The 22,338-nt window shown below is 73.1% G+C and carries 25 protein-coding genes and 1 tRNA gene; all 26 read right to left on the reverse strand.

What is annotated here, in order from left to right:
- Positions 1-10: 10 nt before the first annotated feature.
- The 26 genes from ASF38_RS01350 to ASF38_RS01475 all read right to left on the reverse strand — a co-directional run bounded on the left by ASF38_RS01350 (position 11) and on the right by ASF38_RS01475 (position 21,992).
- On the reverse strand, positions 11-535 hold the full coding sequence (locus ASF38_RS01350; RefSeq protein WP_055968405.1) for an MSMEG_0572/Sll0783 family nitrogen starvation response protein: 525 nt from the start codon (positions 533-535) through the stop codon (positions 11-13).
- A gap of 88 nt (positions 536-623) precedes the next feature.
- Positions 624-1,451 (reverse strand): amidohydrolase family protein, encoded by an 828-nt coding sequence (locus tag ASF38_RS01355; RefSeq protein ID WP_056573216.1) that lies wholly within the window; start codon positions 1,449-1,451, stop codon positions 624-626.
- Positions 1,452-1,601: 150 nt separating this feature from the next.
- Positions 1,602-1,883: a YrhK family protein gene (locus ASF38_RS01360; RefSeq protein ID WP_056573221.1), complete on the reverse strand. Its 282-nt coding sequence runs from the start codon at positions 1,881-1,883 to the stop codon at positions 1,602-1,604.
- A 108-nt stretch (positions 1,884-1,991) separates the two neighbouring features.
- Positions 1,992-2,065 (reverse strand) — tRNA-Pro (locus ASF38_RS01365).
- Between the two features lie 49 nt (positions 2,066-2,114).
- Entirely contained in the window at positions 2,115-2,930 is an 816-nt protein-coding gene (locus ASF38_RS01370) for a pseudouridine synthase (RefSeq protein WP_369815144.1), read from the reverse strand.
- 117 nt (positions 2,931-3,047) lie between these two features.
- Positions 3,048-4,400 carry a ribosome biogenesis GTPase Der gene (gene der, locus ASF38_RS01375; RefSeq protein WP_055968413.1) on the reverse strand — a complete coding sequence of 451 codons (1,353 nt, stop codon included), beginning with the start codon at positions 4,398-4,400 and terminating at the stop codon, positions 3,048-3,050.
- The gene (locus ASF38_RS01380; protein ID WP_082480204.1) at positions 4,393-5,115 is read right to left on the reverse strand and encodes a 1-acyl-sn-glycerol-3-phosphate acyltransferase; all 723 of its coding nucleotides are present in this window, start codon (positions 5,113-5,115) and stop codon (positions 4,393-4,395) included. The genes der and ASF38_RS01380 overlap by 8 nt, the downstream gene beginning before the upstream one ends.
- Positions 5,112-5,783 (reverse strand): (d)CMP kinase, encoded by a 672-nt coding sequence (gene cmk / locus ASF38_RS01385; RefSeq protein WP_055968417.1) that lies wholly within the window; start codon positions 5,781-5,783, stop codon positions 5,112-5,114. Before cmk ends, ASF38_RS01380 begins: the two co-directional genes overlap by 4 nt.
- Positions 5,784-5,836: 53 nt before the next feature.
- The gene (locus tag ASF38_RS01390) at positions 5,837-6,889 is read right to left on the reverse strand and encodes a prephenate dehydrogenase (RefSeq protein WP_056573226.1); all 1,053 of its coding nucleotides are present in this window, start codon (positions 6,887-6,889) and stop codon (positions 5,837-5,839) included.
- Positions 6,886-7,626 carry a pseudouridine synthase gene (locus ASF38_RS01395; protein WP_055968421.1) on the reverse strand — a complete coding sequence of 247 codons (741 nt, stop codon included), beginning with the start codon at positions 7,624-7,626 and terminating at the stop codon, positions 6,886-6,888. Before ASF38_RS01395 ends, ASF38_RS01390 begins: the two co-directional genes overlap by 4 nt.
- Complete coding sequence (gene scpB / locus ASF38_RS01400; protein ID WP_082480206.1) at positions 7,613-8,398, reverse strand: SMC-Scp complex subunit ScpB; 786 nt, start codon at positions 8,396-8,398, stop codon at positions 7,613-7,615. The genes ASF38_RS01395 and scpB overlap by 14 nt, the downstream gene beginning before the upstream one ends.
- Positions 8,399-8,402: 4 nt before the next feature.
- On the reverse strand, positions 8,403-9,284 hold the full coding sequence (locus tag ASF38_RS01405; protein WP_055968423.1) for a ScpA family protein: 882 nt from the start codon (positions 9,282-9,284) through the stop codon (positions 8,403-8,405).
- Positions 9,281-9,622 carry a hypothetical protein gene (locus tag ASF38_RS01410; RefSeq protein ID WP_369815143.1) on the reverse strand — a complete coding sequence of 114 codons (342 nt, stop codon included), beginning with the start codon at positions 9,620-9,622 and terminating at the stop codon, positions 9,281-9,283. Before ASF38_RS01410 ends, ASF38_RS01405 begins: the two co-directional genes overlap by 4 nt.
- Before the next feature lie 2 nt (positions 9,623-9,624).
- On the reverse strand, positions 9,625-10,473 hold the full coding sequence (locus ASF38_RS01415; protein WP_055968427.1) for a ParA family protein: 849 nt from the start codon (positions 10,471-10,473) through the stop codon (positions 9,625-9,627).
- 130 nt (positions 10,474-10,603) lie between these two features.
- Complete coding sequence (gene xerD, locus ASF38_RS01420) at positions 10,604-11,554, reverse strand: site-specific tyrosine recombinase XerD (RefSeq protein ID WP_056573253.1); 951 nt, start codon at positions 11,552-11,554, stop codon at positions 10,604-10,606.
- Positions 11,551-12,159, reverse strand: coding sequence for an NUDIX domain-containing protein (locus ASF38_RS01425; protein WP_055968429.1), 609 nt, complete (start codon positions 12,157-12,159; stop codon positions 11,551-11,553). Before ASF38_RS01425 ends, xerD begins: the two co-directional genes overlap by 4 nt.
- Positions 12,160-12,174: 15 nt before the next feature.
- Entirely contained in the window at positions 12,175-13,878 is a 1,704-nt protein-coding gene (locus ASF38_RS01430) for a CTP synthase (RefSeq protein ID WP_055968431.1), read from the reverse strand.
- A gap of 159 nt (positions 13,879-14,037) precedes the next feature.
- Entirely contained in the window at positions 14,038-14,886 is an 849-nt protein-coding gene (locus ASF38_RS01435; RefSeq protein ID WP_056554768.1) for a copper transporter, read from the reverse strand.
- Positions 14,887-16,068 carry a putative cytokinetic ring protein SteA gene (gene steA / locus ASF38_RS01440; RefSeq protein WP_056573233.1) on the reverse strand — a complete coding sequence of 394 codons (1,182 nt, stop codon included), beginning with the start codon at positions 16,066-16,068 and terminating at the stop codon, positions 14,887-14,889.
- A gap of 79 nt (positions 16,069-16,147) precedes the next feature.
- On the reverse strand, positions 16,148-17,833 hold the full coding sequence (recN, locus tag ASF38_RS01445) for a DNA repair protein RecN (RefSeq protein ID WP_055968437.1): 1,686 nt from the start codon (positions 17,831-17,833) through the stop codon (positions 16,148-16,150).
- Positions 17,833-18,765: an NAD kinase gene (locus ASF38_RS01450; RefSeq protein WP_056554777.1), complete on the reverse strand. Its 933-nt coding sequence runs from the start codon at positions 18,763-18,765 to the stop codon at positions 17,833-17,835. Before ASF38_RS01450 ends, recN begins: the two co-directional genes overlap by 1 nt.
- Positions 18,762-19,601 carry a TlyA family RNA methyltransferase gene (locus ASF38_RS01455; protein ID WP_056573236.1) on the reverse strand — a complete coding sequence of 280 codons (840 nt, stop codon included), beginning with the start codon at positions 19,599-19,601 and terminating at the stop codon, positions 18,762-18,764. The genes ASF38_RS01450 and ASF38_RS01455 overlap by 4 nt, the downstream gene beginning before the upstream one ends.
- The gene (locus ASF38_RS01460; protein ID WP_055968442.1) at positions 19,598-19,861 is read right to left on the reverse strand and encodes a hypothetical protein; all 264 of its coding nucleotides are present in this window, start codon (positions 19,859-19,861) and stop codon (positions 19,598-19,600) included. The genes ASF38_RS01455 and ASF38_RS01460 overlap by 4 nt, the downstream gene beginning before the upstream one ends.
- Positions 19,862-19,865: 4 nt before the next feature.
- Positions 19,866-20,876 carry an HAD-IIA family hydrolase gene (locus ASF38_RS01465; protein WP_056554783.1) on the reverse strand — a complete coding sequence of 337 codons (1,011 nt, stop codon included), beginning with the start codon at positions 20,874-20,876 and terminating at the stop codon, positions 19,866-19,868.
- Positions 20,877-20,885: 9 nt separating this feature from the next.
- Positions 20,886-21,230 (reverse strand): single-stranded DNA-binding protein, encoded by a 345-nt coding sequence (locus tag ASF38_RS01470; RefSeq protein WP_056554787.1) that lies wholly within the window; start codon positions 21,228-21,230, stop codon positions 20,886-20,888.
- Between the two features lie 126 nt (positions 21,231-21,356).
- Positions 21,357-21,992 carry a tetratricopeptide repeat protein gene (locus ASF38_RS01475; RefSeq protein ID WP_235497341.1) on the reverse strand — a complete coding sequence of 212 codons (636 nt, stop codon included), beginning with the start codon at positions 21,990-21,992 and terminating at the stop codon, positions 21,357-21,359.
- Between the last annotated feature and the right edge of the window lie 346 nt (positions 21,993-22,338).

A 22,338-nucleotide genomic window follows, 5' to 3' on the forward strand; every position in this document is an offset into this window, starting at 1 on the left:
CCCGGCCGCCTCAGAGGTTGTACGTCGAGTTGATGATGGCGCCCTTGCGGGCGTAGTGGATCAGCGCGTCCTGCACGTCGAGCGGGTGCGCCGGGATGACGCCCTCGATCAGGTCCTCCTCGCGGAGTCCGTGCAGGGCCAGCCCGAAGCGACAGCAGTAGACCGTGCCGCCCTCCCCGATGAACGTCTCGAGCGAGGCGTTCATGTTGAGCTCGCCCGGGAAGCCGGCGTCCCCGGTCGTCGGGAAGCCGCGGGTGGCCATGCAGGCGAGCGTGCCGGGTCCGTAGAAGTACATCGCGGAGTCGAAGCCCTTCCGCAGGGCACGCGTGGCCTGCAGGATCGCGACGAAGCTGACCGACGACTCGTGCGGGATGCCGTGCACGAGCGTGAAGTACGACTCGCCGTCCTCGGCCTGGTAGTCGGGGAACAACTTGGTCGAGCCGTAGAGGTTCGTGCCCTTCGGCTGCGAGGGGTGCGGGATCTCGGCGAGCGACTTGGCGATGTTCTCGGCGATCTGGTCGTCGATGTCGGTCATGCGGGTTCTCCTGATGATCGGTGCTGCGGTCGGGTCCTGCGGTCGGTCGTGCACTGGCGCCACGTCGGTGTGGTCCAGGGACTGGGGGCTAGGTGCCGTAGAGCGCCTCGAAGTTGCGGCGGAAGAAGTGGTCGGCGAGCTCGCCGTCGCCGGCCGCGGCGGACAGGCGCGCGTGCTCGCCCTCGAAGTCGCCCCACGGGGCGTCGGTGGCGAAGAGGATGCGGTCGTGGCCGACGCCACGCTTCTCGATCTCCTGCACGAGCCAGGCGGGCGCGAAGCCGATGGTCCACGACGTGTCGGTGTAGACCTGCTTGCCCGCCTCGATCCAGTCGAAGAGACGACCGCCGATCAGCTTCATGTGGCCGCTCATGCCACCACCGAGATGGACCAGGTGGATCTTGGTGTCGTCGCCGTACCGCTCCACGAGCGTGCCGACCTCGTCGACGTCGGACGCCGCGCCCGGCGACGTGTGCACGTGGACCACGAGGTCGTGGGCCGCTGCCGTCGTGAAGATGCGGTCGATCTGCTCGGCGCAGTCGGGGTCGGACGGGCTGCCTCCGAGCAGGAAGCTCGTCTTGAGCGCCTTCACGCCCTGCTCCCCCACCAGCGCGAGCGCGGCGTCGTTGCGGGTGGCGTCCGAGGCCTTCGGCGAGACCCAGAGGCCGCAGCTGATGCGGTCGTCCTTCTGCGCGGCCTCGATCGCGAGGGGGTTGAGGTCGAAGGCCGCGTCGGGGACGGGGACGCCGTAGTTGGGCAGGACGAGCGCCCGATCCGTGCCCTCGGCGTCGAGGGTGGCGACGAACTCGGCGACGGTCGCCTTCGCCGTGACGTCGGCGCGGATCGCCGGGCCCCCGTAGAACGGGTAGGCCGGCAGCGCACCGATGTGGCGATGGGAGTCGAGCTGCGAGCGGGCCATGACTCAAGTCAGCCTGGCTGTCGTTTCAGGCTGGTCACGTCCGGAACAAAGCCGCGATAAGCGGTGATGTCGTTCCTGTTTCGACGCCCTCGCAGCTCCGTCGTGCGCGGAGTCCCCCTCACCCGGGCCGGGCGTCACCGGGCGAGTGGATCACCCGTCGAGGAAGTCGTCCCGGCCGCTGGGATCGCCGGCGCGCTGCAGGTGGACGCGCCGCGCAAGTCGGATGAGCGGCCGCGCGAGCAGCTCCACGCCCCCGGCCACGAAGAACCAGGTCCCGATCGTCGTGGTGGACTCCCAGAGGAACAGGATGCTCCCGACCAGGAACCGGAGGGCGACGAGGACGTCGTTGACGATGCTCGACGTCTCGTAGCGCTGGCGGATCACCAGCGTCTCCCGGCCCACGGTCAGCGTGAGGTCGTCGTCCTTGGTCATCGTCCACTCCCTCTCAATGTCCCGTGCCGGCGCAGGAACGGCCTGAGAACGAGGCAGAGGCCGCCCCCGCGACGAGCGGGAACGGCCTCTGGCCTGCGGTTTTCTCGGTCGGGCTGACAGGATTTGAACCTGCGACCCCCTGACCCCCAGTCAGGTGCGCTACCAAGCTGCGCTACAGCCCGATGAACCTCCGCAACCCTACCCCACACGGCACGGCGCCCCGGCGCGAGGTCATCGGTCGCCGACGGTCAGCGGCAGGCTCCGGTGACTCGTGAAGGTACGTGGCTGCTCGTCGACCGGGTCGTCGAAGGACAGCGTGTGGGCGAGGAGCTGCAACGGCGTGCTCATGTCGTCGACGGGCAGGTCGAGCACGTCGGGGTAGAGCGGGTCCCCGACGATCGGGATCCCCAGCCCGCACAGGTGCAGGCGCAGCTGGTGGGTGCGGCCCGTGGCCGGGCTCAGGCGGTAGACCGCGAGCCCGCCGCGGACCTCGTCGAGGTCGACGTGGGTCACCGCGTTCACCGGGGCGTCGGGCACCACCTCGGCACGCAGGGTGCCCCGGTCCTTGCGCACGTGGTTGCTCACGGTCAGCGGGAGCGAGAGCCCGGGGTCGTGCCGAGCGAGCGCCAGGTAGGTCTTCTGCACCTCCCGGCGGGCGAACAGCGACTGGTAGGCGCCCCGCCAGCGCCGTTCCTTGACCAGCACGAGGACCCCGGACGTCACCCGGTCCAGCCGGTGCGCGGGCGTCAGCTCGGGCAGGCCGAGCTGGTCGCGCAGTCGGACCACGACGCTCTGGCGCACGTGGCGCCCGCGCGGGATCGTGGCGAGGAAGGCCGGCTTGTCGACGACGAGCAGCCGGTCGTCCTCGTGGAGCACCGGCATGTCGCCCGGCACCTCGGGCTCGTCGCGCAGGTCGCGGTGGAACCAGACGAACGTGTGCGGGCGGTAGGGCTCGTCACCGACGAGCGGTGTGCCGTCGCCCAGCACGAAGCGACCCGCCTCGAGCATCGCCTCGACGTCGACCCGCTCGGGCAACCGGTCGCGCAACCACGCGCCCAGCGTCGGCGCGGGGGCCGGAGAGGTGCGGTCGTGGTCGGGCGTGCGCACCCAGGCCGCACCGAGCCCGTGGCGTGGCGGCAGGGGTGAGCGCGGCGGCACCTCGGGTCAGCGCCTGCCGCGCTTCTCGCGAGGACGCTGCTGGATGTGGATGGGCGTACCGACGAACCCGAATTCCTCGCGCAGCCGACGCTCGACGAACCGGAGGTAGCCGGCCTCGAGCTTGCCGGACGTGAAGAGGACGAACGTGGGCGGCGCCGTCGACGCCTGGGTGCCGAACAGGATCTTGGCCTGCTTGCCACCACGCACCGGGTGCGGGTGCTCGGCCACGAGGCGGCCGAGGAACGCGTTCAGCGCACCGGTGCCGATGCGGGTCTCCCACCCCTCCAGCGCGGCGTCGAGCGCCCGCACCAGACGGTCGACGTGCCAGCCCGTGCGGGCCGCGAAGTTGATCCGCGGCGCCCACTGCACCTGCACGAGCTCACGCTCGATCTCGCGCTCCAGGTAGTAGCGCCGCTCCTCGTCGACGAGGTCCCACTTGTTGAAGGCCACGACGAGGGCCCGGCCGGTCTCCGCCACCGACGTGACGATGCGGATGTCCTGCTCGGTGAACGGCTGGCTGGCGTCGACGATCACGACGGCCACCTCGGCGCGCTCCACCGCGGTGGACGTGCGCAGGCTGGCGTAGTACTCGTGTCCGGAGGCCTCGCGGACCCGACGGCGGATGCCGGCGGTGTCGATGAAGCGCCACTCGCGACCGCCCAGCTCGACGAGCTCGTCGACCGGGTCGACCGTGGTGCCCGACGCGTCGTCCACGACGACGCGGTACTCCCCCGCCAGCTGGTTCAGCAGGCTGGACTTGCCGACGTTGGGCTTGCCGACGATGGCGACGCGACGCGGGCCACCGAGCTCGGGGTCGCGATCCGGCGGCGCGTCGGGCAGGACGGCCAGGATGGCGTCGAGCATGTCGCCGCTGCCACGACCGTGCAGGGCCGAGACGGGGTAGGGCTCGCCCAGGCCGAGGTTCCAGAGCGATGCGGCCTCGAGCTCGCTGCGCTGGTCGTCGACCTTGTTCGCCGCGAGCACGACCGGCTTCTTGGCCGCCCGCAGGATCTTGACGACGGCCGCGTCGGCGTCGGTGATGCCGACCGTGGCGTCGACGACGAACAGCACGGCGTCGGCGGCCTGGACGGCCACCTCGGCCTGGGCGGCGATGCGCTCGGCGAGTCCGCGTGCGTCGGGGTCCCAGCCGCCGGTGTCGACGACCGTGAAGGCCTTGCCGTTCCACTCCGCGTCGTAGGGCACGCGGTCGCGGGTGACGCCGGGGACGTCCTCGACGACGGCCTCGCGGCGTCCGATGATGCGGTTGACGAGGGTCGACTTGCCGACGTTCGGACGGCCGATGATCGCGAGGACGGGCAGAGCGGGGTCGACCGGCTCGCGGGCGGGGGTGTCAGACATCGGTACTTCCTCGGGGCAGGGGGCCGGGCAGCTGCAGGTGCCCGGTGGCCGCGGCCCACTCGACGTGGTGCCGCAGGTGCTCGGTGATCCGACGCCCGACCTCGGCCACGTGGGCCCGCGTGCGGGGCCACGGGACGGGCGTGATCCGTAAGGGTTCACCGTAGACGACATCGATGCGAGAACCACGCTCGGGCCTGCTCTCGGAGGGCTCACCCGGGGCTCGGGTGCCGAAGATCGCGACCGGCACCACCGGGGCGCCGCTCACCATCGCGAGCCAGGCGACGCCGTCCTTCGTCCGGGCCACGTCACCGGCCCCGCGCAGGCCCTCGGGGTACACGACGACCGACTGGCCGCTCGCGAGCGCCTGCGCCGCGGTCCGCAGGGCCCCGACGTCGCGTCGGAACCGGTCCAGCGGGATCTGCCCGGCGAACCGCAGGAGGCGTCCGGTTCGACCTTCGAACGCCTCGACCTTCACCAGGGCGTGGGCCGGCCTAGGGGTGCACAGGATGAGCAGCGGACCGTCGAGCCACCCGATGTGGTTGCTCGCGTAGATCACGGGACCGTCGTCGGGCACCCGGTGCTCACCCCGCTGACGCACGTCCCACCGGCGGTCCAGGTACCGCCGCGCGAGCGGTCGGAGCACCCGCAGCCCGGTCTCCGGGAGGCCCTGTGGAGGGCGACTCCCCCGCGCTGCGGAGAGGAGGTGCTCGCTCACGCCGTCCGGGCCTCCTCCACCAGGGCAGCGACGGCGTCGACGACCTCCTCCAGGCTCAGGTGGGTGCCGTCGATCTGGACGGCGCCGTCGGCGCGGGTCAGGGGCGACGTGGCGCGCGTGGAGTCGATCCGGTCGCGAGCGGCGAGCGAGGCGGCCGTGGCCTCCTGGTCCGCGCCCCCGCGCTCCGCGGCCCTGCGGGCCGCCCGTGCCTCGGCGTCGGCCACCAGGTAGACCTTCACGGCCGCGTCGGGCGCGACGGTGGAACCGATGTCGCGTCCCTCGACGACGATGCCCTGGTCCGCCGACGCGATGACCCGGCGCTGCAGCTCGACGAGGAGCGTCCGCACCTGCGGGACCGCCGCGACGGGACTCACGTGCGCCGTGACGTCGTCCTCGCGGATGGCCTGCGACACGTCGGTCCCGTCGGCCGTGATGGTGGGGGCCTGCGGATCGGTGCCCGAGACGATCTGGACGTCGGCCGCGTCGCGGGCGATGGCGTCGGGGTCACCGAGGTCGGTGCCGCGCTGGAGCAGCGCCCACGTGACGGCGCGGTACATCGCCCCGGTGTCGAGGTAGGCCAGCGACAGTCGCGTCGCGACTCCCCGCGCGGTGCTCGACTTGCCCGAGCCGGACGGTCCGTCGACGGCGACGACGAGGGTGCTGCTCACAGGGGGTGACTCCTTGGGGTGCTGGTTCGTGGTGAGGGACGAGGTGGGACGGGTCAACGGTAGGCCGACCAACCCTGGTCGGCGAGGCGCTCCACCAGGGTGTCGGCCCGATCGGCCGCGACGGAGATCTCGACGAGGCCGACCGGACGACCGAGCTCGTGGTCGATGCGCAGGTCCTCGATGTTGACGCCCGACTCCCCCACGTGCGCGAAGAGCCGCGACAGCGCCCCCGGCGTGTCGGGGATCTGGACGTTGACCACGACGAGCTCGACGGGGTCCCCGCCGTGCTTGCCGGGGATGGACCGGGTCCCGGCACGACCGGCCTCGAGCACCGTGCCGACGGCGTCGCGGTCGTGCAACGCCGCGATCATGGCGTCGAGGTCGTCGCGCACGGCACCGAGGACCTGGCCGATCTCGGCGGCGTTCGTGGAGATGATGTCGCGCCACAGCGCGGGGTCGCTGCCGGCGATGCGGGTCACGTCGCGCAGCCCCTGGCCGGCGAGGGCCAGGTGCGCCGGCGGCGCGTCGACGAGGCGTGCCGCCGCCAGTGTCGACAGCACCTGGGGCACGTGCGAGACGAGCGCGACCGCACGGTCGTGGGCGTCGGCCTCCATGACGATCGGGACCGCACCGAGCATGACGGCGACCTCCTCGACCAGCCGGACGGCGGCGTCGCTCGCCCCGTCGACGGGGGTGATCACCCACGGACGGCCCTCGAAGAGCCGCGCCGAGGCGGCCAGCGGACCGGACCGTTCGCTGCCGGCCATCGGGTGGCTGCCGACGTAGCGGTCGATCCCACCCGTCCGGTCGAGCGCGCGGACGATGCTGCCCTTGACGCTCGCCACGTCGGTGACCACGGCTTCGGGGAAGGTCTCCAGCGCCTCGCGGACCGCAGCCGCGGTGGCACCGGGCGGCACGGCCACGACCACGAGGGCGGGGTCGCGCACGGGCTCCGGACTGCCCGCACCCCGCTCGACGGCGGCTGCGACGTGCTCGGGGTCGCGGTCGGTGAGGTGCACGTCGATCCCGTGCTCACGCAGTGCGAGAGCCACGGAGGTGCCGATGAGGCCACAGCCCACGACGAGGGTGGGGGGCAGCGACGTCATGGGGCCACGCTATCGAAGAGGTCCCCCAGCTCCTCGCGTGACAGCTCGCGCGACCGACCGACCGCCAGACCGCCCAGACGCACCGGTCCGAAGCTGGTCCGCGTGAGCTCCACGACCGGGTGCCCGACGGCGTCGAGCAGCCGCCGCACGATCCGGTTGCGCCCCATGTGCAGGTCGAGCTCCACGAGCGAACGGCCCCGCCCGCGGTCCTTCACCACGAACCGGTCGACCGAGGCGGCCCCGTCGTCGAGGTCCACCCCGGCACGCAGCCTCCGACCCACGGAGTCGCCCACGGCGCCCTCGACGAGCGCCACGTAGGTCTTGGTGATCTCGAACGAGGGGTGGGCCAGCCGGTGGGCGAGGTCGCCGTCGTTGGTCAGCAGGAGCAGCCCCGACGTGTCCGTGTCGAGACGGCCGACGTGGAACAGGCGTTCCTCGCGGCCGGCCACGAACTCCGTGAGGTCCCGGCGCCCCTGCTCGTCGGCCATGCTCGAGACGACGCCGCGCGGCTTGTTGAGCACGAGGTACACGTGGTCCGACGGCGGAGGGATGCGTCGGCCGTCGACGCGCACCACGTCGGCGAGCGGGTCGACGCGGACCCCCATCTGCGTCACGACCTCGCCGTTGACCTCCACCCGGCCGGTGGCCATGAGCTCCTCGCAGCGACGCCGACTGCCCACGCCGGCCTGCGCGAGCACCTTCTGCAGGCGCACGCCCTCGACCTCACCGCTGCTCATGCGGCACCTCGTCGGACTCGGGGGCGGGCGCGCCGTCCTGCTCCTCGGGCTGCGGGTCGTCGATCGCGTCCTCGGGTCCAGCAGCGTCCGCAGGGGCCGTCACGGACACGACCTCGTCGTCCATCTCCTCGATCTCGGGCAGCATGGGCGCGATGTCGGGGAGCTCGGCGAGGGAGGCCAGCCCCATCCGCTCGAGGAAGTAGCTGGTCGTGCGGTAGAGGAAGGCGCCGCTCTCGCTGTCGGTGCCGGCCTCCTCGAGCAGTCCGCGCGTCACGAGGGTGCGGACCACGCCGTCCACGTTCACGCCGCGGATCGCCGAGATGCGCGACCGGCTGATCGGCTGCCGGTACGCCACCACGGCCAGGGTCTCGAGCGCCGCCTGGGTGAGCCTGGCCTGCTGGCCGTCGAGCACGAAGCGCTCCACCGCGGGGGCGAACGTCTCACGGGTGAAGTAGCGCCACCCTCCGCCGACGTTGCGCAGCTCGAAGCCGCGCGCCTGCTCGTCGTACTCCGCGGCGAGCGCCCCCAGCGCCGCCTCGACCTCGGCCGGCGGGTGGCCGACGGCCTGCGCGAGCGTCAGGTGGTCGAGTGGCTGGTCGGCGACCATGAGCACGGCCTCCAGGGCCGGCCGCAGCTCCAGCAGCTCGAGCTCCAGCTCGTGCGGGCCTCGGGGCAGCGACGGGTCCGAGGCCGGGCCCCCCGGCTCCGGGGCCTCACGGCCCCCGTCGTCGGTCCCGTCCTGCGTGGAGGTCTCCAGCGGGGTCTCGGTCATGTCCTCAGACATCGTCGTCCTCCGGGGTGGTCGGTGCGGTGGGCTCCTCGACCGGGCCGCCGTCGAACTCGTCGCCGACGTCGATGTCGACGTCCGCGTCGTCGGTGCCGGTCCAGCGCAGGTGCAGGTCGCCGAGCGGGGTGGCCTGCTCGAAGCCGACCACACCCTCGCGGAACAGCTCCAGCAGGGCCAGGAAGCGCGCCACGGTGGTCATCAGGTCGGCGTCGGCCGTCAGCGCTCGGAAGGTGGTGCTCCGCTCGCGGCGCAGCCGGTCGACCACGAGGTGGGCCTGCTCCCGCACGCTCACGGTGGGCGCGTGCAGGTGGGCGAGCGAGACGATCGGTTCGGGCCTCGGCTCGAGCGCCCGCGCGGCCAGGGCGGCCAGCTCGTCCGGCCCGACGGACACGATCACCTCGGGCAGCAGTGCCGCGAAGCGCGGCTCGAGACCGACCTGGCGGGGGTGGCGGCGCCCCTCGGTGGCCAGCCGGTCCGCGACGAACCGCGCCACCTGCTTGAAGGCCCGGTACTGCATGAGGCGGGCGAACAGCAGGTCACGCGCCTCCAGGAGGGCGAGGTCCTCCTCGTCCTCCACGTCGGCCTGGGGCAGGAGCCGCGCGGTCTTGAGGTCGAGCAGCGTCGCGGCGACCACCAGGAACTGCGTGGTCTGCTCGAGGTCGCCGCCCAGCTCGCGCACGTAGCCGATGAACTCGGACGTCACGGTCGAGAGCGCGACCTCGGTGATGTCGAGCTGGTGCTTGGAGATGAGCGAGAGCAGGAGGTCGAACGGTCCCTCGAAGACCCCGACGTCGACGTGGAAGCCCTTCCCCTCGTCGACCCCGTCCGTGCCGTCCGTGTCGAGGCCGGCCTCGTCGACCGGCAGGCTCATGCGGAGCCGAGGCGACGGGCGAGGTCGCTCTCCTCGCCCCGAATCTCGAGGTCCTCCAAGGCCAGCGCGATGGCGGCACGCACGAGTCGGCCGCGGTCGACGTTGCGCCCCACGGTGCCGCGCAGCCCGAGCCGCGCCTGCTCGATCGCCAGCAGCTCGGCCGACGTCACGTACACCGTCATCTTCTCGTCGTGCTTGACCCGCCCGCTGTCACGCGGCGGGGCCTGCGACGCGTCGTCCCGCCCCTGTGCCGGCGGGCCGTCCGCACCCCCGCCGGTGGGCTTGCGTGCCTGCGACGCGGGGGCGGTGGGGCGGAACAGCTCGTCCGCCCCGGGCATGCTCACGCGTCGGGGCATCGATGCAGCACCTCCTGGGCCAGCTGGCGGTACGACGCGGCACCCGGGGACCCGCCCGCGAACTCGGTGATCGGCAGACCCGCGACCGTGGCGTCGGAGAACTTGACCGTGCGCCGGATGACGGTGTGGAAGACCAGGTCGCCCCACCCCTGCACGAGCGTCTGCAGCACCTCGCGGCCGTGGAGGGTGCGCCCGTCGTACATGGTGCCGAGCAGACCGATGATCTTGAGGTCGAAGTTCGTGCGGTCGCGCACCTTCTCGATGGTCTCCTTGAGCAGCGCCACGCCCCGGAGCGCGAAGTACTCGCACTCGAGCGGGATGATCACGCCGTCGGCCGCCGTGAGGGCGTTCACCGTGAGCAGGCCGAGCGACGGCTGGCAGTCGATGAGGACCACGTCGTAGTCGTGCAGCACGGGGTGCAGAGCACGGGCGAGCACCTGCTCACGACCGACCTCGGTCACCAGGCGCATCTCGGCGGCCGAGAGGTCGATGTTGGCCGGGACGAGGTCGAGGCCGGGCACCGCGGTCTCGAGGACGATGTCCTTGAGCGTGAGCTCGCGGTCCATCAGCACGTGGTAGATCGACTGCTCGAGCTCATGGGCGTTGAAGCCGAGCCCGACGGTGAGCGACCCCTGCGGGTCGAAGTCGAGCAGCAGCACCCGACGGCCGGCCTCGACGAGGGCGGCACCCAGGTTGATCGTGGTCGTGGTCTTGCCCACGCCGCCCTTCTGGTTGCACATCGCGATGATCTGCGCAGGCTGCCCACCGCGGCGGGGGGACGGCTCGGGGAAGTCCGGTCGTGGGCGTCCGGTGGGCCCGAGGTCGTCGCTCATCTGTCTCCTTCACGCCGCGTTGGTCGCCTGCCCGGCGATCGTCGTGTCACTGTATCGCGATCCGTGGGTGGCTCTCGGCAGCCGGCGCCCGAAGGCCGGCGCACCGTGACCGGCACTCGGTCACCAGCACTCAGTAACCAGCGCGGGGGTGCGACGTCGCGTAGACCTCGCGCAGCCGGTCGACCGTCACGAGCGTGTAGATCTGCGTGGTCGTCACCGAGGCGTGCCCGAGCAGCTCCTGCACCACGCGCACGTCGGCGCCCCCGTCGAGCAGGTGGGTGGCGAAGGAGTGGCGCAGGGTGTGCGGCGAGACGTCGACCCCGATGCCGGCCGCGCGGGCGGCGCGCACCAGGACCGTCCAGGCGCTCTGCCGGCTCAGCCGTCCACCTCGCGCGTTGAGGAACAGGGCTGCGCCACCGGTGCCCGTCACCGAGACGAGCCCCGGCCGCGCGACGGTCAGGTAGTCGGTGATCGCACCTCTGGCGAAGGATCCGACGGGCACGAGCCGCTGCTTGCCACCCTTGCCGCGCAGCAGGGCGGTGCCCTCCTCGAGGTCGACGTCGTCGACGTCCAGACCGACGGCCTCGGAGATGCGGGCCCCGGTCCCGTACAGGACCTCGAGCAGGGCTCGGTCGCGCTTGGCCAGGCTGGTGCCCGCCGCACCGGAGGCCTCGAGGATCGCCTCGACGTCGGCCAGCGGGAGCGCCTTGGGAAGCCTGGAGGCCGGTCGCGGCGGCTTGACCGCGGCCGTGACGTCCTGCGCCACCAGCTGCTCACGCAGGCAGAACTTGTGGAACCCCCGGACGGCCACCACGGCGCGCGCCGCACTGGAGGCGCCCAGGGGTGGGTGCTCGTCGTTCCCGGTGCGCAGGGCCGCCAGGAAGGCCAGCACGTCGGTCTCGGTGACGTCGGCGACGTCGGTGACGTCGGCACCGTGGAGGTGCTCGCGGTACCGCCGCAGGTCACGGCGGTAGCTGGCCAAGGTGTTGGCGGCCAGGCCGCGCTCGACCCCCAGGTGGCTCACGTAGTCCAGGATCGAGCGGTCGAGGTCGCCGGTCCCGGTCGTGGACCCGTCGCTCATCGGGACCGACGGTGGGCGGCCTCGGCGAGCACCGCGGCGCACATCGTCGCGTCGCGTACGCTCCCGTCGAGCACGGCGTCGACGACCTTCTCGAAGGGCACCCACCACTGCTCCATGCCGGCCTCCTCGGCCCGCCGCTCGGTCCGCTCGTCCTCGGGGACCGCGCTGAGACCGCTGGCCCGGAAGATCTGGCAGGCCTCGCTCGTGTACCCGGCGCTCGACAGCAGCGAGATCAGCGGCGCCCACTCGGCGGCCACCACGTCGGCCTCCTCCGCGAGCTCGCGAGCCGCAGCCTCCTGGGGCTCCTCCCCCTCGACGTCGAGGGTGCCGGCAGGAAGCTCGACCAGCCGTGCGGCCACGGGGTGTCGGTACTGCACGACGAGCAGCAGTCGGTCGTCCTCGTCGAGCGCCAGCACGCCGACGGCGCCGTTCGGTCGCACGACGGCGCGTGAGTGCTCGTCCCCCTGCGGGTCGACGATCACGTCGACGTCGACGTCGAGGTACGCGCTGCTGTAGACCCGATCGCTGGAGGCCACCGGCCACGTGGCGGGTCGATCGGCGACGTCGTCGACCAGCTCTCCCGGCAGGGTCGGGTGCGCGCTCACGAGAGGGTCATCCGGTCAGGCCGTCGGGGTGCCTGCGTCGGCCTCGACGCCGTGCGCGGCGGGCTCGTCGACGGGCAGCCGGGTCTCGCGCTGGCGCTGGAGGGCGGCCTTCACGAGACCGGCGAAGAGCGGGTGCGGGCGGGTGGGACGCGAGCGCAGCTCGGGGTGCGCCTGCGTGGCGACGTAGAACGGGTGCACGTCGGCCGGCAGCTCGACGAACTCCACGAGCGTGCCGTCGGGCGAGGTGCCGCTGAAGACCAGTCCGGACTGCTCGAGCTGGTCGCGGTAGCCGTTGTTGACCTCGTAGCGGTGCCGGTGGCGCTCCTCGACCTTGTCGGCGCCGTAGACGCCCGCCACGATGCTGCCGGGCGCCAGGGCGGCCTCGTACAGGCCGAGCCGCATGGTGCCGCCCAGGTCGCCGGCGCCCTCGACGAACGCGTGCTGCTCGGCCATGGTGGCGATCACCGGGTCGCTCGCGTCGGGGTCGAACTCGGTGGAGCTCGCCCCGGGGATGCCGGCCACGTTCCGGGCGTGCTCGATCACGATGCACTGCAGGCCCAGGCAGAGGCCGAGGGTCGGGATGCCGCGGGTCCGGGCGAGGTGCAGCGCACCGATCTTGCCCTCGATGCCACGGATGCCGAAGCCGCCGGGCACGCAGATGCCGTCGACGTCGCCGAGGTGCCGTGCCGCACCCGACTCGGTCGCGCACTCGTCGGACGGCACCCAGCGCAGGTTCACCTTCGCGTCGTTGGCGAAGCCACCGGCCCGCAGCGCCTCCGCCACCGAGAGGTAGGCGTCGGGCAGGTCGACGTACTTGCCGACCAGCGCGATGGTCACCTCGTCGGCGGGCTGGTGGACCCGGCGCAGCAGCGCGTCCCACTCGGTCCAGTCGACGTCGCGGAACGGCAGGTCGAGACGGCGCACGACGTAGGCGTCGAGACCCTCGCGGTGGACCACCTTGGGGATGTCGTAGATCGAGGGGGCGTCGCTCGCGGTCACGACGGCCTCGGTGTCGACGTCGCACATGAGCGAGATCTTGCGCTTGACCGACTCGGGGATCTCGCGGTCGGAGCGGCAGACGATGGCGTCGGGCTGGATGCCGATCGAGCGCAGCGCCGCGACCGAGTGCTGCGTGGGCTTGGTCTTCAGCTCACCGGACGGGCCGATGAACGGCACCAGCGACACGTGCAGGAAGAACACGTGCCCGCGGCCGATCTCGTGGCGCACCTGGCGGGCCGACTCCAGGAACGGCTGGCTCTCGATGTCGCCGACCGTGCCGCCGATCTCGTGGATCACGACGTCGACGTCGGGCCCGCCCATGGCGAGCATCCGGTCCTTGATCTCGTTCGTGATGTGCGGGATGACCTGCACGGTGTCGCCGAGGTAGTCGCCGCGGCGCTCCCGGGCGATGACCTCGGAGTACACCTGTCCGGTGGTCACGTTCGCGCGACCCACGAGGTCCTCGTCGAGGAAGCGCTCGTAGTGGCCGATGTCGAGGTCGGTCTCGGCCCCGTCGTCGGTGACGAACACCTCGCCGTGCTGGAACGGGTTCATCGTCCCGGGATCGACGTTGAGGTAGGGGTCGAGCTTCTGCATCGTGACCCGCAGACCGCGGGACTTCAGCAGTCGGCCGAGCGACGAGGCGGTGAGCCCCTTGCCGAGCGAGGAGGCGACCCCGCCGGTGACGAAGACGTGCTTGGTGACGGCGCTGCCCTGCAAGGTGACTCCCGTGGTCGTGGGCCTGGATGCGGCGCAGCGAGGGTGTCGGACGATCCGTGCGGGCCGGCCGGGGCCGTCACTGCTCCACGGGATTCCAGTGTAGCCGCTCCCGACCCCGCCCGTGACCAGCCCAGGCGCGACGCGCCGCGCGGGTCCGTGCTACTCGGGGACGGGTCCGTCGTTGCTGCGCGACGTGCCCCAGGAGCCCGTCTCGCCGTCGGCGGCCCGCGCCAGCGCGAGAGCCGTGACCGCGCGCCCGGCCGCGGAGTCGATCACGTCGATGGTGGAGACCTGCGAGGCCTCCCGCCGCACCACGTCGACGGCCCCGCCCTCGCGGCTCGCTGACGACGGGCCCGCGACGAGGGCACCGGAACCGGAGCCCGCGATCGACCGGACCAGTCCCGACAGGACCTCGGCGGCGTCACCGACGCGCGACGGACCGGTGACGACGACGGCCAGGTCGGCGAAGGCGTCGGGCGCCTCCTCGGCGGCCGTGAGTCCACCTTCGTCGAAGGCGGACGCCACGGTGCGCGCCGTCTCGTCGAGCTCACCGCCGGCATCGCCCAGCACCGAGCTGCCGAGCGCCGCGCCCACCCGCGTGTACCCCTCGCCGCTGGCGTCGGGGGCCGCCTCCTCGGCGACGCTCTCGGCGAACTGGCGGTTGCCCGGGTCGATGAGCTTCGCGGTCAGGCCCACGGTCCCGGTCACCGTGGCACCGGCCCGCTCGAGGTCCCGGCGCACACCGGCGACCTCGTCGTCGCGTGCGCCGGGCAGCGTCAGCACGACCACCGAACGGTCGTCCAGCGACCCGTCGATGAGGCCGGACGAGGTCCGGGCCGCGTAACCGTCCTCGAAGGAGGCCAGCGCGGCGTCGCCGCCGGTGCTCGCGCTGCCGTCCTCGGGTGCCGAGAGCGACTCGTCGAGCACGCCCGCTCCGAGTGCGACACCGGCGGCCAGTGCGAGGAGCACGGCCGCGATCGAGACGAGGTGGTACCGGAAGGTGATCATCTACAGCAGTCCTTCGAGCCAGGTTCGGAGATCGCCCAGGCTGTCGCCCAGCGCGTCGTACCAGTCGCGACCGGTCGGGGTGACGCCGATCGCCGCGACGACGGCCAGCACCCCCGCGACCAGGACGAGCAGCACGGGCCAGGCGGGCATGGTGCGTCGGGTGAAGTGGGCCACGGCACGCGCGTCGACGAGCGTGCTCGCCGCGCGCAGCCGGGTGACGAACGAGCTGGCGACCTCGGCGGTGCCCCGCTCGAGGAACTCCACCAGCCCGCGGGGTGCGCCGACCTCGACGATGACGGGTGCGTCGTTGGAGTCGGCCAGCAGGATCGCGAGGTCGCTCGGCGCACCGGAGGCGGTGAACGTCGCGACATCGACACCGGCTCGCTCGAACCGCTCGTGCCCCTCGCTGCGTCCCGAGGACGTCACGACCACGACGTCGGCCCCGCTGCGCAGGGCCCGGTCGGAGAGGTCGTCGAGGTGGCCGATGACGACGTCGGGCGTGATCTTGGCGTCGATCAACGCGTCGGCTCCCGCCGTCACGCCGACGACGACGGCGCCGGAGTCCCTGATCCAGCGTCGGATCCGCTTGAGGTCGTCCTGCCATCCGTACGTGCGCGAGACCACCACGACCGGCCGACCGCGCAGGCGGGTCGGGAGCCGCGGGATGCGCGCACCCTCGAGCAGCAGCTCGCGCTCGCGCTCGAGGTGGTCCGAGGCGTTGGCGGTGAGGGACCCCAGGCGGGTGGCGAGGTCGCGCTCGGCGACGCCGAGCCGCTGGGAGCGCGTCGCGTCGTCGACCATGTGGCCCTGCGCGACGAGGACCTCGTCCTTGAAGACCTTGCCGTCCGCGATCCGCACCGTGTCGCCGCTGCGCAGACGCGACCAGATGCCGGCGCCCACGTGGTCGATGAGGGTGACGCCGGCGTCGGCCAGGACCTGGGGGCCGAGGTTCGGGAAGCGGCCCGTCGAGGACTCCGCCGCGTTGAGGACCGCGCGGACGTTGCGGGCCACGAGGGCCTCGGCCTGGCCGCGGTCGAGGTCGGGCAGGTCGACGACGGCGATGTCGCCGTCGCGCAGCGCCTTGGAGGAGGCGTCACCGGTGCGGGCGAAGCGCACGACGCCGACGATGTCGTCGGTCGTGTCGTCGGCTACACCTTCGGAGGGGCGGGTTCGTCGAGACATCGTCGTCCATCGTGGCACGGGGACCCGCCTCGGCCGCGCAGCGCGGGCCCGGCGCGTCCCCGGCCCACCACCGCGTCGGCTACTGCTGCCGCGCCAGGTCCAGCAGCTCGCGTGCGTGGGCCTGGGCGGCCTCGGAGTCGTCCTGGCCGGCCAGCATGCGGGCGAGCTCGTCGACGCGCGCCTGGCCGTCCAGACGCACCACGCTGCTGGACGTGACGTTGCCGTCGTCGTCCTTGGTCACGTGGAAGTGGTGGTGGGCGAAGGCCGCCACCTGGGGCAGGTGGGTGACCGCGAGCACCTGGGGGCCGCGCGAGAGACGGGCCAGCCGGCGGCCCACCTCGACCGCGGCGCGACCGCCGATACCCGCGTCGACCTCGTCGAAGACGAGCGTGGGGACCGTGGTCCGGTCGGCGAGCACCACCTCGAGCGCCAGCATGAGTCGCGACAGCTCACCGCCACTGGCTCCCTTGGCCAGCGGCCGCGGCGCGGCACCGTTGTTGGCGGCGAACAGCAGCTCGACCTCGTCGAGGCCGTGCGCGGACAGGACGGCGTCGTCGGCCACGCGGACCGCCACCTCGAGTCGGGCCGACGGCATGGCGAGCTGGGCGAGCTCCTCGCACACCAGGGCGCCCAGCCGCTCCCCCGCCTCGCGCCGGACCTCGCTCATCCGCCGCGCGAGGTCGTGGACCTGCGGGGTCAGCCGTGCGATCTCGTCCTCGAGCTCGGCGATGGCCTGGTCGTCGTGGTCCAGGTCCTCCACGCTCGTGGCGGCCTTCTGCTGCCACGCGAGCACGTCGGCGACGCCGGGTCCGTACTTGCGCTGCAACGAGACGATCGCCGCACGGCGCTCCTGGACGGCCGCGAGCCGCGCCGGGTCGACCTCCACCCCGTCGGCGTACGCGCTCAGGTCGGTAGACACCTCGTCGAGCAGGATCCCGACCTCGCGCAGCCGCGTCGTGAGGTCGTCGAGCGTCGGGTCGTGGCCGGCGACGTCCTGGAGGGCCGCGGTGGCGACGGCCACGACGTCGCGCGCGGCCGTCCCGTGGTCGCCCGCCAGGCCTTCGTGCGCCGCGAGGGCAGCCCGGGCGAGTGCCTCGGCGTGGGCGAGGCGCCCCTCCTCGGCGACGAGCTGGTCGTCCTCGCCCTCGAGCGGCTCGACCGCCTCGATCTCGGCGAGCCCGTGGCGCAGGAGGTCGAGCTCGCGGGCACGCTCCTGGGCGTGCTCCGTGAGCTCGCGCACCCGAGCGTGCGCCGCCTTCAGCCGGGCGTGCTGCGGGGTGTACTCCGCGAGCAGGTCCGCGAGCGGCTCACCGGCGAAGGCGTCCAGGGCCGCGCGCTGGGCCGGTCCGCGCAGCAGGCGGTGCTGGTCCGACTGCCCGTGCACCGCGACCAGCTCGTCGGTGATCTCCGCCAGCAGGGCTGCGGGCACGGTTGCTCCGCCGGCGAAGGCCCGCGACCGTCCCTGCGCCGACAGCACGCGACCCAGGACGACCACGTCGTCGTCGACCGCTCCCCCGGCGTCGTCGACGATCCGACCCACCGTGGAGCCGGGCGCGACCTCCACGCTCGCCTCGACACGCGCCTGACGCTCTCCGTGACGCACGAGCCCGAGGTCGGCGCGACCACCACGCAGCAGGCCGAGTGCCGTGACGACCATCGTCTTTCCGGCACCGGTCTCACCGGTGATGACGGTGAAGCCGGAGTCGAGCTCGAGCTCGGCGGACTCGATGACGCCGAGGGAGCTGAGCCGCAGGTGCTGCCACATCAGCGACCCCCGCCCCGTCGCTCGACCCCGCGCTGCTCGGCGGCGCCGCGCCAGCCCGCGACCGGGAGGTCGAACTTGCGCACCAGCCGGTCCGCGAACGGCGCCTCGTGCAACCGGGCGAGGCGCGCCGGCGTACCGCTGCGACGGACCTCGACCCGAGCGCCCTGCGGCAGGTCGGCGGCGCGGCGGCCGTCGCACCACAGCACCCCCGCGGTGGTCTCCCCCACGACCTCGATCGCCAGGGTCGAGGCGGGCGAGACGACGAGCGGGCGGGCGAAGAGCGCGTGGGCGCTGATCGGCACGAGCAGCAGTGCCTCCACCTCGGGCCACACGATCGGGCCTCCGGCGCTGAAGTTGTACGCGGTCGAGCCGGTCGGGGTCGCGCAGACCACGCCGTCGCACCCCCACCGGGAGACCGGTCGGTCGTCGATCTCCACGACCAGCTCGAGCATGCGCTCCCGGGAGGCCTTCTCGACGGTGGCCTCGTTGAGGGCCCAGTTCGTGGCGACGACCTCGCCCCCGACCGTGACCTCGACCTCCACCGTCAGCCGCTCCTCGACCCGGTAGGACCGCTCGACGACGCCTTGGACCACGGCCTGGAGGTCCTCGACGTCGGCCTCGGCCAGGAAGCCCACGTGGCCCAGGTTCACGCCCAGGACGGGCGTCAGGGTGCCACGGCAGATCTCGGTGGCGCGCAGGATGGTGCCGTCACCGCCCAGGACGATCGCGAGCTCGCACCCGGCGGCCGCGCCCTCGGTGGCCGGGATCACTCCGACCTCCCCGATGCCGGCGGCCTGCAGCTCGTCGAGGTCGGACTCCAGCACGCAGACGGCGAGCCCGGCCCCTCGTAGGTCGGTCGCCAACCGGGCAGCGAGCGAGGTGGCCTCGGCGCGGGCGGTGTGCACGATGAGCAGGATGCGGCGCTCGCTCATCCGTCGACCTCGTCGCCGGGACGGGAGCCGAGCGGCCCGGCGGCGATCACGTCCATCACGTCGGAGCGTGCCGGCGCAGCGGCATCGGGGTCGTGCCGCAGCCAGCAGAAGTACTCGACGTTGCCGGCCGGACCGGGCAGCGGGCTCGCGGTGAGTCCCTGCGTGCCCCACCCCTGCTCGCGCGCCGAGGCGCTCACGCGCAGCACCGCGTCGGCGTGCAGGTCCGGGTCGCGGACGACGCCGTTCTTTCCCAGGTTCCCGCGTCCGACCTCGAACTGCGGCTTGATCATCAGCACGATGTCACCCTTCTCGTCGCACACGGCGGTCAGCGCGGGCATGACCACGGTAAGGGAGATGAACGACAGGTCCGACACGACCGCGTCGACGGGGCCGTCGATGTCGTCGCGGGTCAGGGCGCGCACGTTGGTGCGGTCGTGCACCTGGACCCGTGGGTCGTCCCGCAGCCTCCAGATCAGCTGGCCGTAGCCGACGTCGACCGCCACGACCTCCCGGACGCCACGTCGCAGCAGGACGTCGGTGAAGCCACCGGTCGAGGCACCGGCGTCGAGGCAGCGTCGACCTGCCAGCTCGAGTCCTCCGGGCTCGAAGGCAGCCAGGGCACCCAGGAGCTTGTGGGCTCCGCGGGAGGCCCAGCCGGCGTCGTCGCCGTCCTTCACCACGACGGGCTGGTCCGTGCCCACCTGGGTGGCCGGCTTCGTGGCGCGCTGACCGCCGACGCGCACGCGGCCGTCCTCGATCAGCTGCGCCGCGTGGTCCCGGGAGCGGGCCAGGCCGCGTCGCACGAGCTCGGAGTCGAGCCGGACGCGGCGGGTCACGATCGCGGGTCCGGCCGTCCCGCGCCGGCGAGCACCTCGCGCAGCGTGCGGTGCGCGGCGTCGAGCACCTCGGGTCGGCGTGACAGCTCGACCTCGTCGAGCCGGTCGAGGTGGTCCAGCTGCTCGAGGAGCTCGGGGTGGCCGGAGCACGCCTCGCGGGCCCGCGCGACGAGGTCCGCCACCGGATCGCCGGCGGGATCGACGTCGGGTGCCTCGTCGCCGTGGGACGCGACGGTCGGGCGGTCGCTGTGCTCGCTCACCTCGTCATCCTCCCAGACCGTCGACGAGTCGGAGGTCGGCGTCGCTCCCTCGGGTGTCGCGCGTCGCCCAGGCGAGTCCGAGGAGGGCGCGGACCGACGCGGTCTCGGCGGGGTCGCCGTCGGTCAGCCGGATCACGTCGCCGTCGAGGCGGGCCGCAGCCCGACCGCACCGCGCCACGTCACCGTCGACGGCCACGTGCTCGTGGGTCTCCACGAGACCCCGCAGGTCCGTCGCCACGTAGGTGGGACGACGCCGCGGGTCGAGGCCGGCGATCTCCTGGAGGTCGCTGACGCCGGTGAGCACGGCGAGGGACGGGATGTCGAGCGCGGTGGCGCCGTCGATGTCGGTGTCGATCCGGTCGCCGACCATGAGGGGTCGACGTGCCCCCGTCCGCCGGACCGTCTCGTCGAACAGGGGCCGCTCGGGCTTGCCGGCGACGACCGGCTCGAGGCCGGTCGCGTTGGCGACCGCCTGTACGAGCGAGCCGTTGCCCGGCGCGGTGCCGCGCGGCGTGGGGATGCTGAGGTCACGGTTGCTCGCGTACCACGGCAGGCCGCGGCCGACGGCGTAGGCGACCTCCGCGAGGTCCGACCAGCCGATGTCGGGGTGGAACCCCTGGACGACGGCGACCGGCTCGCCGTCGGGACCGTCGACCGGCACCAGACCCTCGGACTCCAGCGACTCCCTCAGCCCGGGGCCACCGACCACGAGGACCCGTGCTCCCGGCGCGAGATCGGCGGCCATGAGTCGGGCCACCGCCTGTGCGGACGTGACCACGTCGGCGTCGTCCGGGACCGGCATGCCGATCCGTCGCAGGTGGTCGGCCACCACGGTGGCCGGCCGGGACGCGTTGTTCGTCAGGTAGGCCGGTCGGAGGCCCCGCTCGACGGCCGTCTGCAGGGCCGTGGCGGCGCCGTCGACCGCGTCGGCCCCCACGTAGACCACCCCGTCGAGGTCGAGCATCACGACGTCGTGCAGGTCGCAGAGCGGGACGTCGGTGCTCCGGAGCGGCATGGCACGAGCCTACTGAGCCGCCGGCGACCGGGAGCACGTGGTCAGCTCGACGGCGTACCAGCTCTGGGCGCCGCCGGACCCGCGCTGGAACCGGCGACGCAGCTCGCCCGTGACCGAGACGACCGCGCCGTCCGGCAGCCGCGCGCAGGTCCGACGCAGGCGCGACGACCAGGCCACGCACTCGATCGTGTCGACGGTCTGCGCCGACCGGGCCGTGCCGCGCCGCGGCCTCGTGCGACGGACGACGAGGCGGAAGGTGACGATCTCGTCGCCACTCGGCAACGTGCGTGCCTCCGGGGTCCCCGACACCCGCCCGGTCAGGGCCACGTGGTTGTGGTGCTGTGGTTCAGTCATCCCCCCAGCGTGGCCGCGTCGGCGTCGCGGGCCGAGCCATCCGGCGAGCCCTGTGGACGACGAAGGGCCGGGCGCATCGTCCCTGTGGACGACGGCCCGGCCCTGCGGTGCGCTCGCGCGCAGAGGTCACGACAGCGCGGAGAGGCGCTCCTCGGCATCGGTGATCTTGTTGCCGTCGACCGCCACGACCCGGTGGAACCACTCGACGGCCTCCTCCTGGCGGCCGGCCCCCAGGAGCGTGTCCGCGTACGCGTAGCGCAGGCGAGCGACCCACTCGGACCGGTTCTTGCTGTTCAGCGACTCGGTCTCGAGCAGACGGAGCGCAGCGTCGACCTGACCCAGGTCGCGTCGGGCGCCCGCGACCACGATGGTCAGCTCGACGCCGCCGGCGTCGTCCAGCGCGGCCCGGATGTCCGGGGTGTCGTAGGCCAGCGCCTTCTCCGGTCGTCCCAGGGCACGCTCGCAGTCGGCCATCATGGGCGCGTAGAGCAGCTGTCCGTTCATGCGACGCGCAGCGCGCAGCTCCGACAGCGCCTCGGCGAACTTGCCGGCGGCGTACGCGGTCTCGCCGCACGCCTCGCGGACGAGGCCGTTGCGCTGCGCTCGGGCCCGCGCCGCGAGCGCGTGCTTGTAGGCCGTCTCCGGGTCGGTGGCGACGAGCAGCCCCGCCATCACGAGGTGGCGCGCGACCCGGTCGGCGAGCTTGGCCGGCAGGTTCTGCAGCTGGTCGCGGGCGTACCGGTCCAGGTCCTTCGCCGACACGTCGTCCGGGATCGGCGGACCGTCGTAGACGACCTGGTCGACCGTGCGCTCCTCGCGCTCGGGACGACGGCCGGTGCCGCCCGTCCCGGGTCGCCCCCGGGTGTCACGACGCTCCGGGCGCCCTGCAGCGTCGCCTCGCCGCCCTCCGTCCGAACGCCCCTGTCCAGGACGCCCACCACGGGGGCTCTCGTCACGACCACGACCGCCCGAGCCCGACCGACCGCCGGCACCGGGCCGACCGCTCGATCCGCCTCGACCACCGGTCGATCCACGTCGGCCGTCTCGACCTGCGCCCCCACCACGGGGGCCCTTCTGCTCACTCATTCCGACTCCTGCTGAAATGCAG

This window comes from Aeromicrobium sp. Leaf272, from assembly GCF_001422865.1.
Classification (GTDB): Bacteria; Actinomycetota; Actinomycetes; order Propionibacteriales; family Nocardioidaceae; genus Aeromicrobium.

Excerpts from the sequence above, each read along its gene's own strand:
- ASF38_RS01410 (WP_369815143.1), bottom strand. The coding sequence starts at position 9,622 with ATGCCCGGGGCGGACGAGCTGTTCCGCCCCACCGCCCCCGCGTCGCAG.
- steA (WP_056573233.1), bottom strand. The coding sequence starts at position 16,068 with ATGTCTCGACGAACCCGCCCCTCCGAAGGTGTAGCCGACGACACGACC.
- scpB (WP_082480206.1), bottom strand. The coding sequence starts at position 8,398 with ATGACCGAGACCCCGCTGGAGACCTCCACGCAGGACGGGACCGACGAC.
- xerD (WP_056573253.1), bottom strand. The coding sequence starts at position 11,554 with ATGAGCGACGGGTCCACGACCGGGACCGGCGACCTCGACCGCTCGATC.
- ASF38_RS01350 (WP_055968405.1), bottom strand. The coding sequence starts at position 535 with ATGACCGACATCGACGACCAGATCGCCGAGAACATCGCCAAGTCGCTC.
- recN (WP_055968437.1), bottom strand. The coding sequence starts at position 17,833 with ATGTGGCAGCACCTGCGGCTCAGCTCCCTCGGCGTCATCGAGTCCGCC.
- ASF38_RS01395 (WP_055968421.1), bottom strand. The coding sequence starts at position 7,626 with ATGAGCAGCGGTGAGGTCGAGGGCGTGCGCCTGCAGAAGGTGCTCGCG.
- ASF38_RS01465 (WP_056554783.1), bottom strand. The coding sequence starts at position 20,876 with ATGCCGCTCCGGAGCACCGACGTCCCGCTCTGCGACCTGCACGACGTC.
- ASF38_RS01435 (WP_056554768.1), bottom strand. The coding sequence starts at position 14,886 with ATGATCACCTTCCGGTACCACCTCGTCTCGATCGCGGCCGTGCTCCTC.
- ASF38_RS01390 (WP_056573226.1), bottom strand. The coding sequence starts at position 6,889 with ATGACGTCGCTGCCCCCCACCCTCGTCGTGGGCTGTGGCCTCATCGGC.
- ASF38_RS01355 (WP_056573216.1), bottom strand. The coding sequence starts at position 1,451 with ATGGCCCGCTCGCAGCTCGACTCCCATCGCCACATCGGTGCGCTGCCG.
- ASF38_RS01360 (WP_056573221.1), bottom strand. The coding sequence starts at position 1,883 with ATGACCAAGGACGACGACCTCACGCTGACCGTGGGCCGGGAGACGCTG.
- der (WP_055968413.1), bottom strand. The coding sequence starts at position 4,400 with ATGTCTGACACCCCCGCCCGCGAGCCGGTCGACCCCGCTCTGCCCGTC.
- ASF38_RS01470 (WP_056554787.1), bottom strand. The coding sequence starts at position 21,230 with ATGACTGAACCACAGCACCACAACCACGTGGCCCTGACCGGGCGGGTG.
- ASF38_RS01450 (WP_056554777.1), bottom strand. The coding sequence starts at position 18,765 with ATGAGCGAGCGCCGCATCCTGCTCATCGTGCACACCGCCCGCGCCGAG.
- ASF38_RS01415 (WP_055968427.1), bottom strand. The coding sequence starts at position 10,473 with ATGAGCGACGACCTCGGGCCCACCGGACGCCCACGACCGGACTTCCCC.
- ASF38_RS01405 (WP_055968423.1), bottom strand. The coding sequence starts at position 9,284 with ATGAGCCTGCCGGTCGACGAGGCCGGCCTCGACACGGACGGCACGGAC.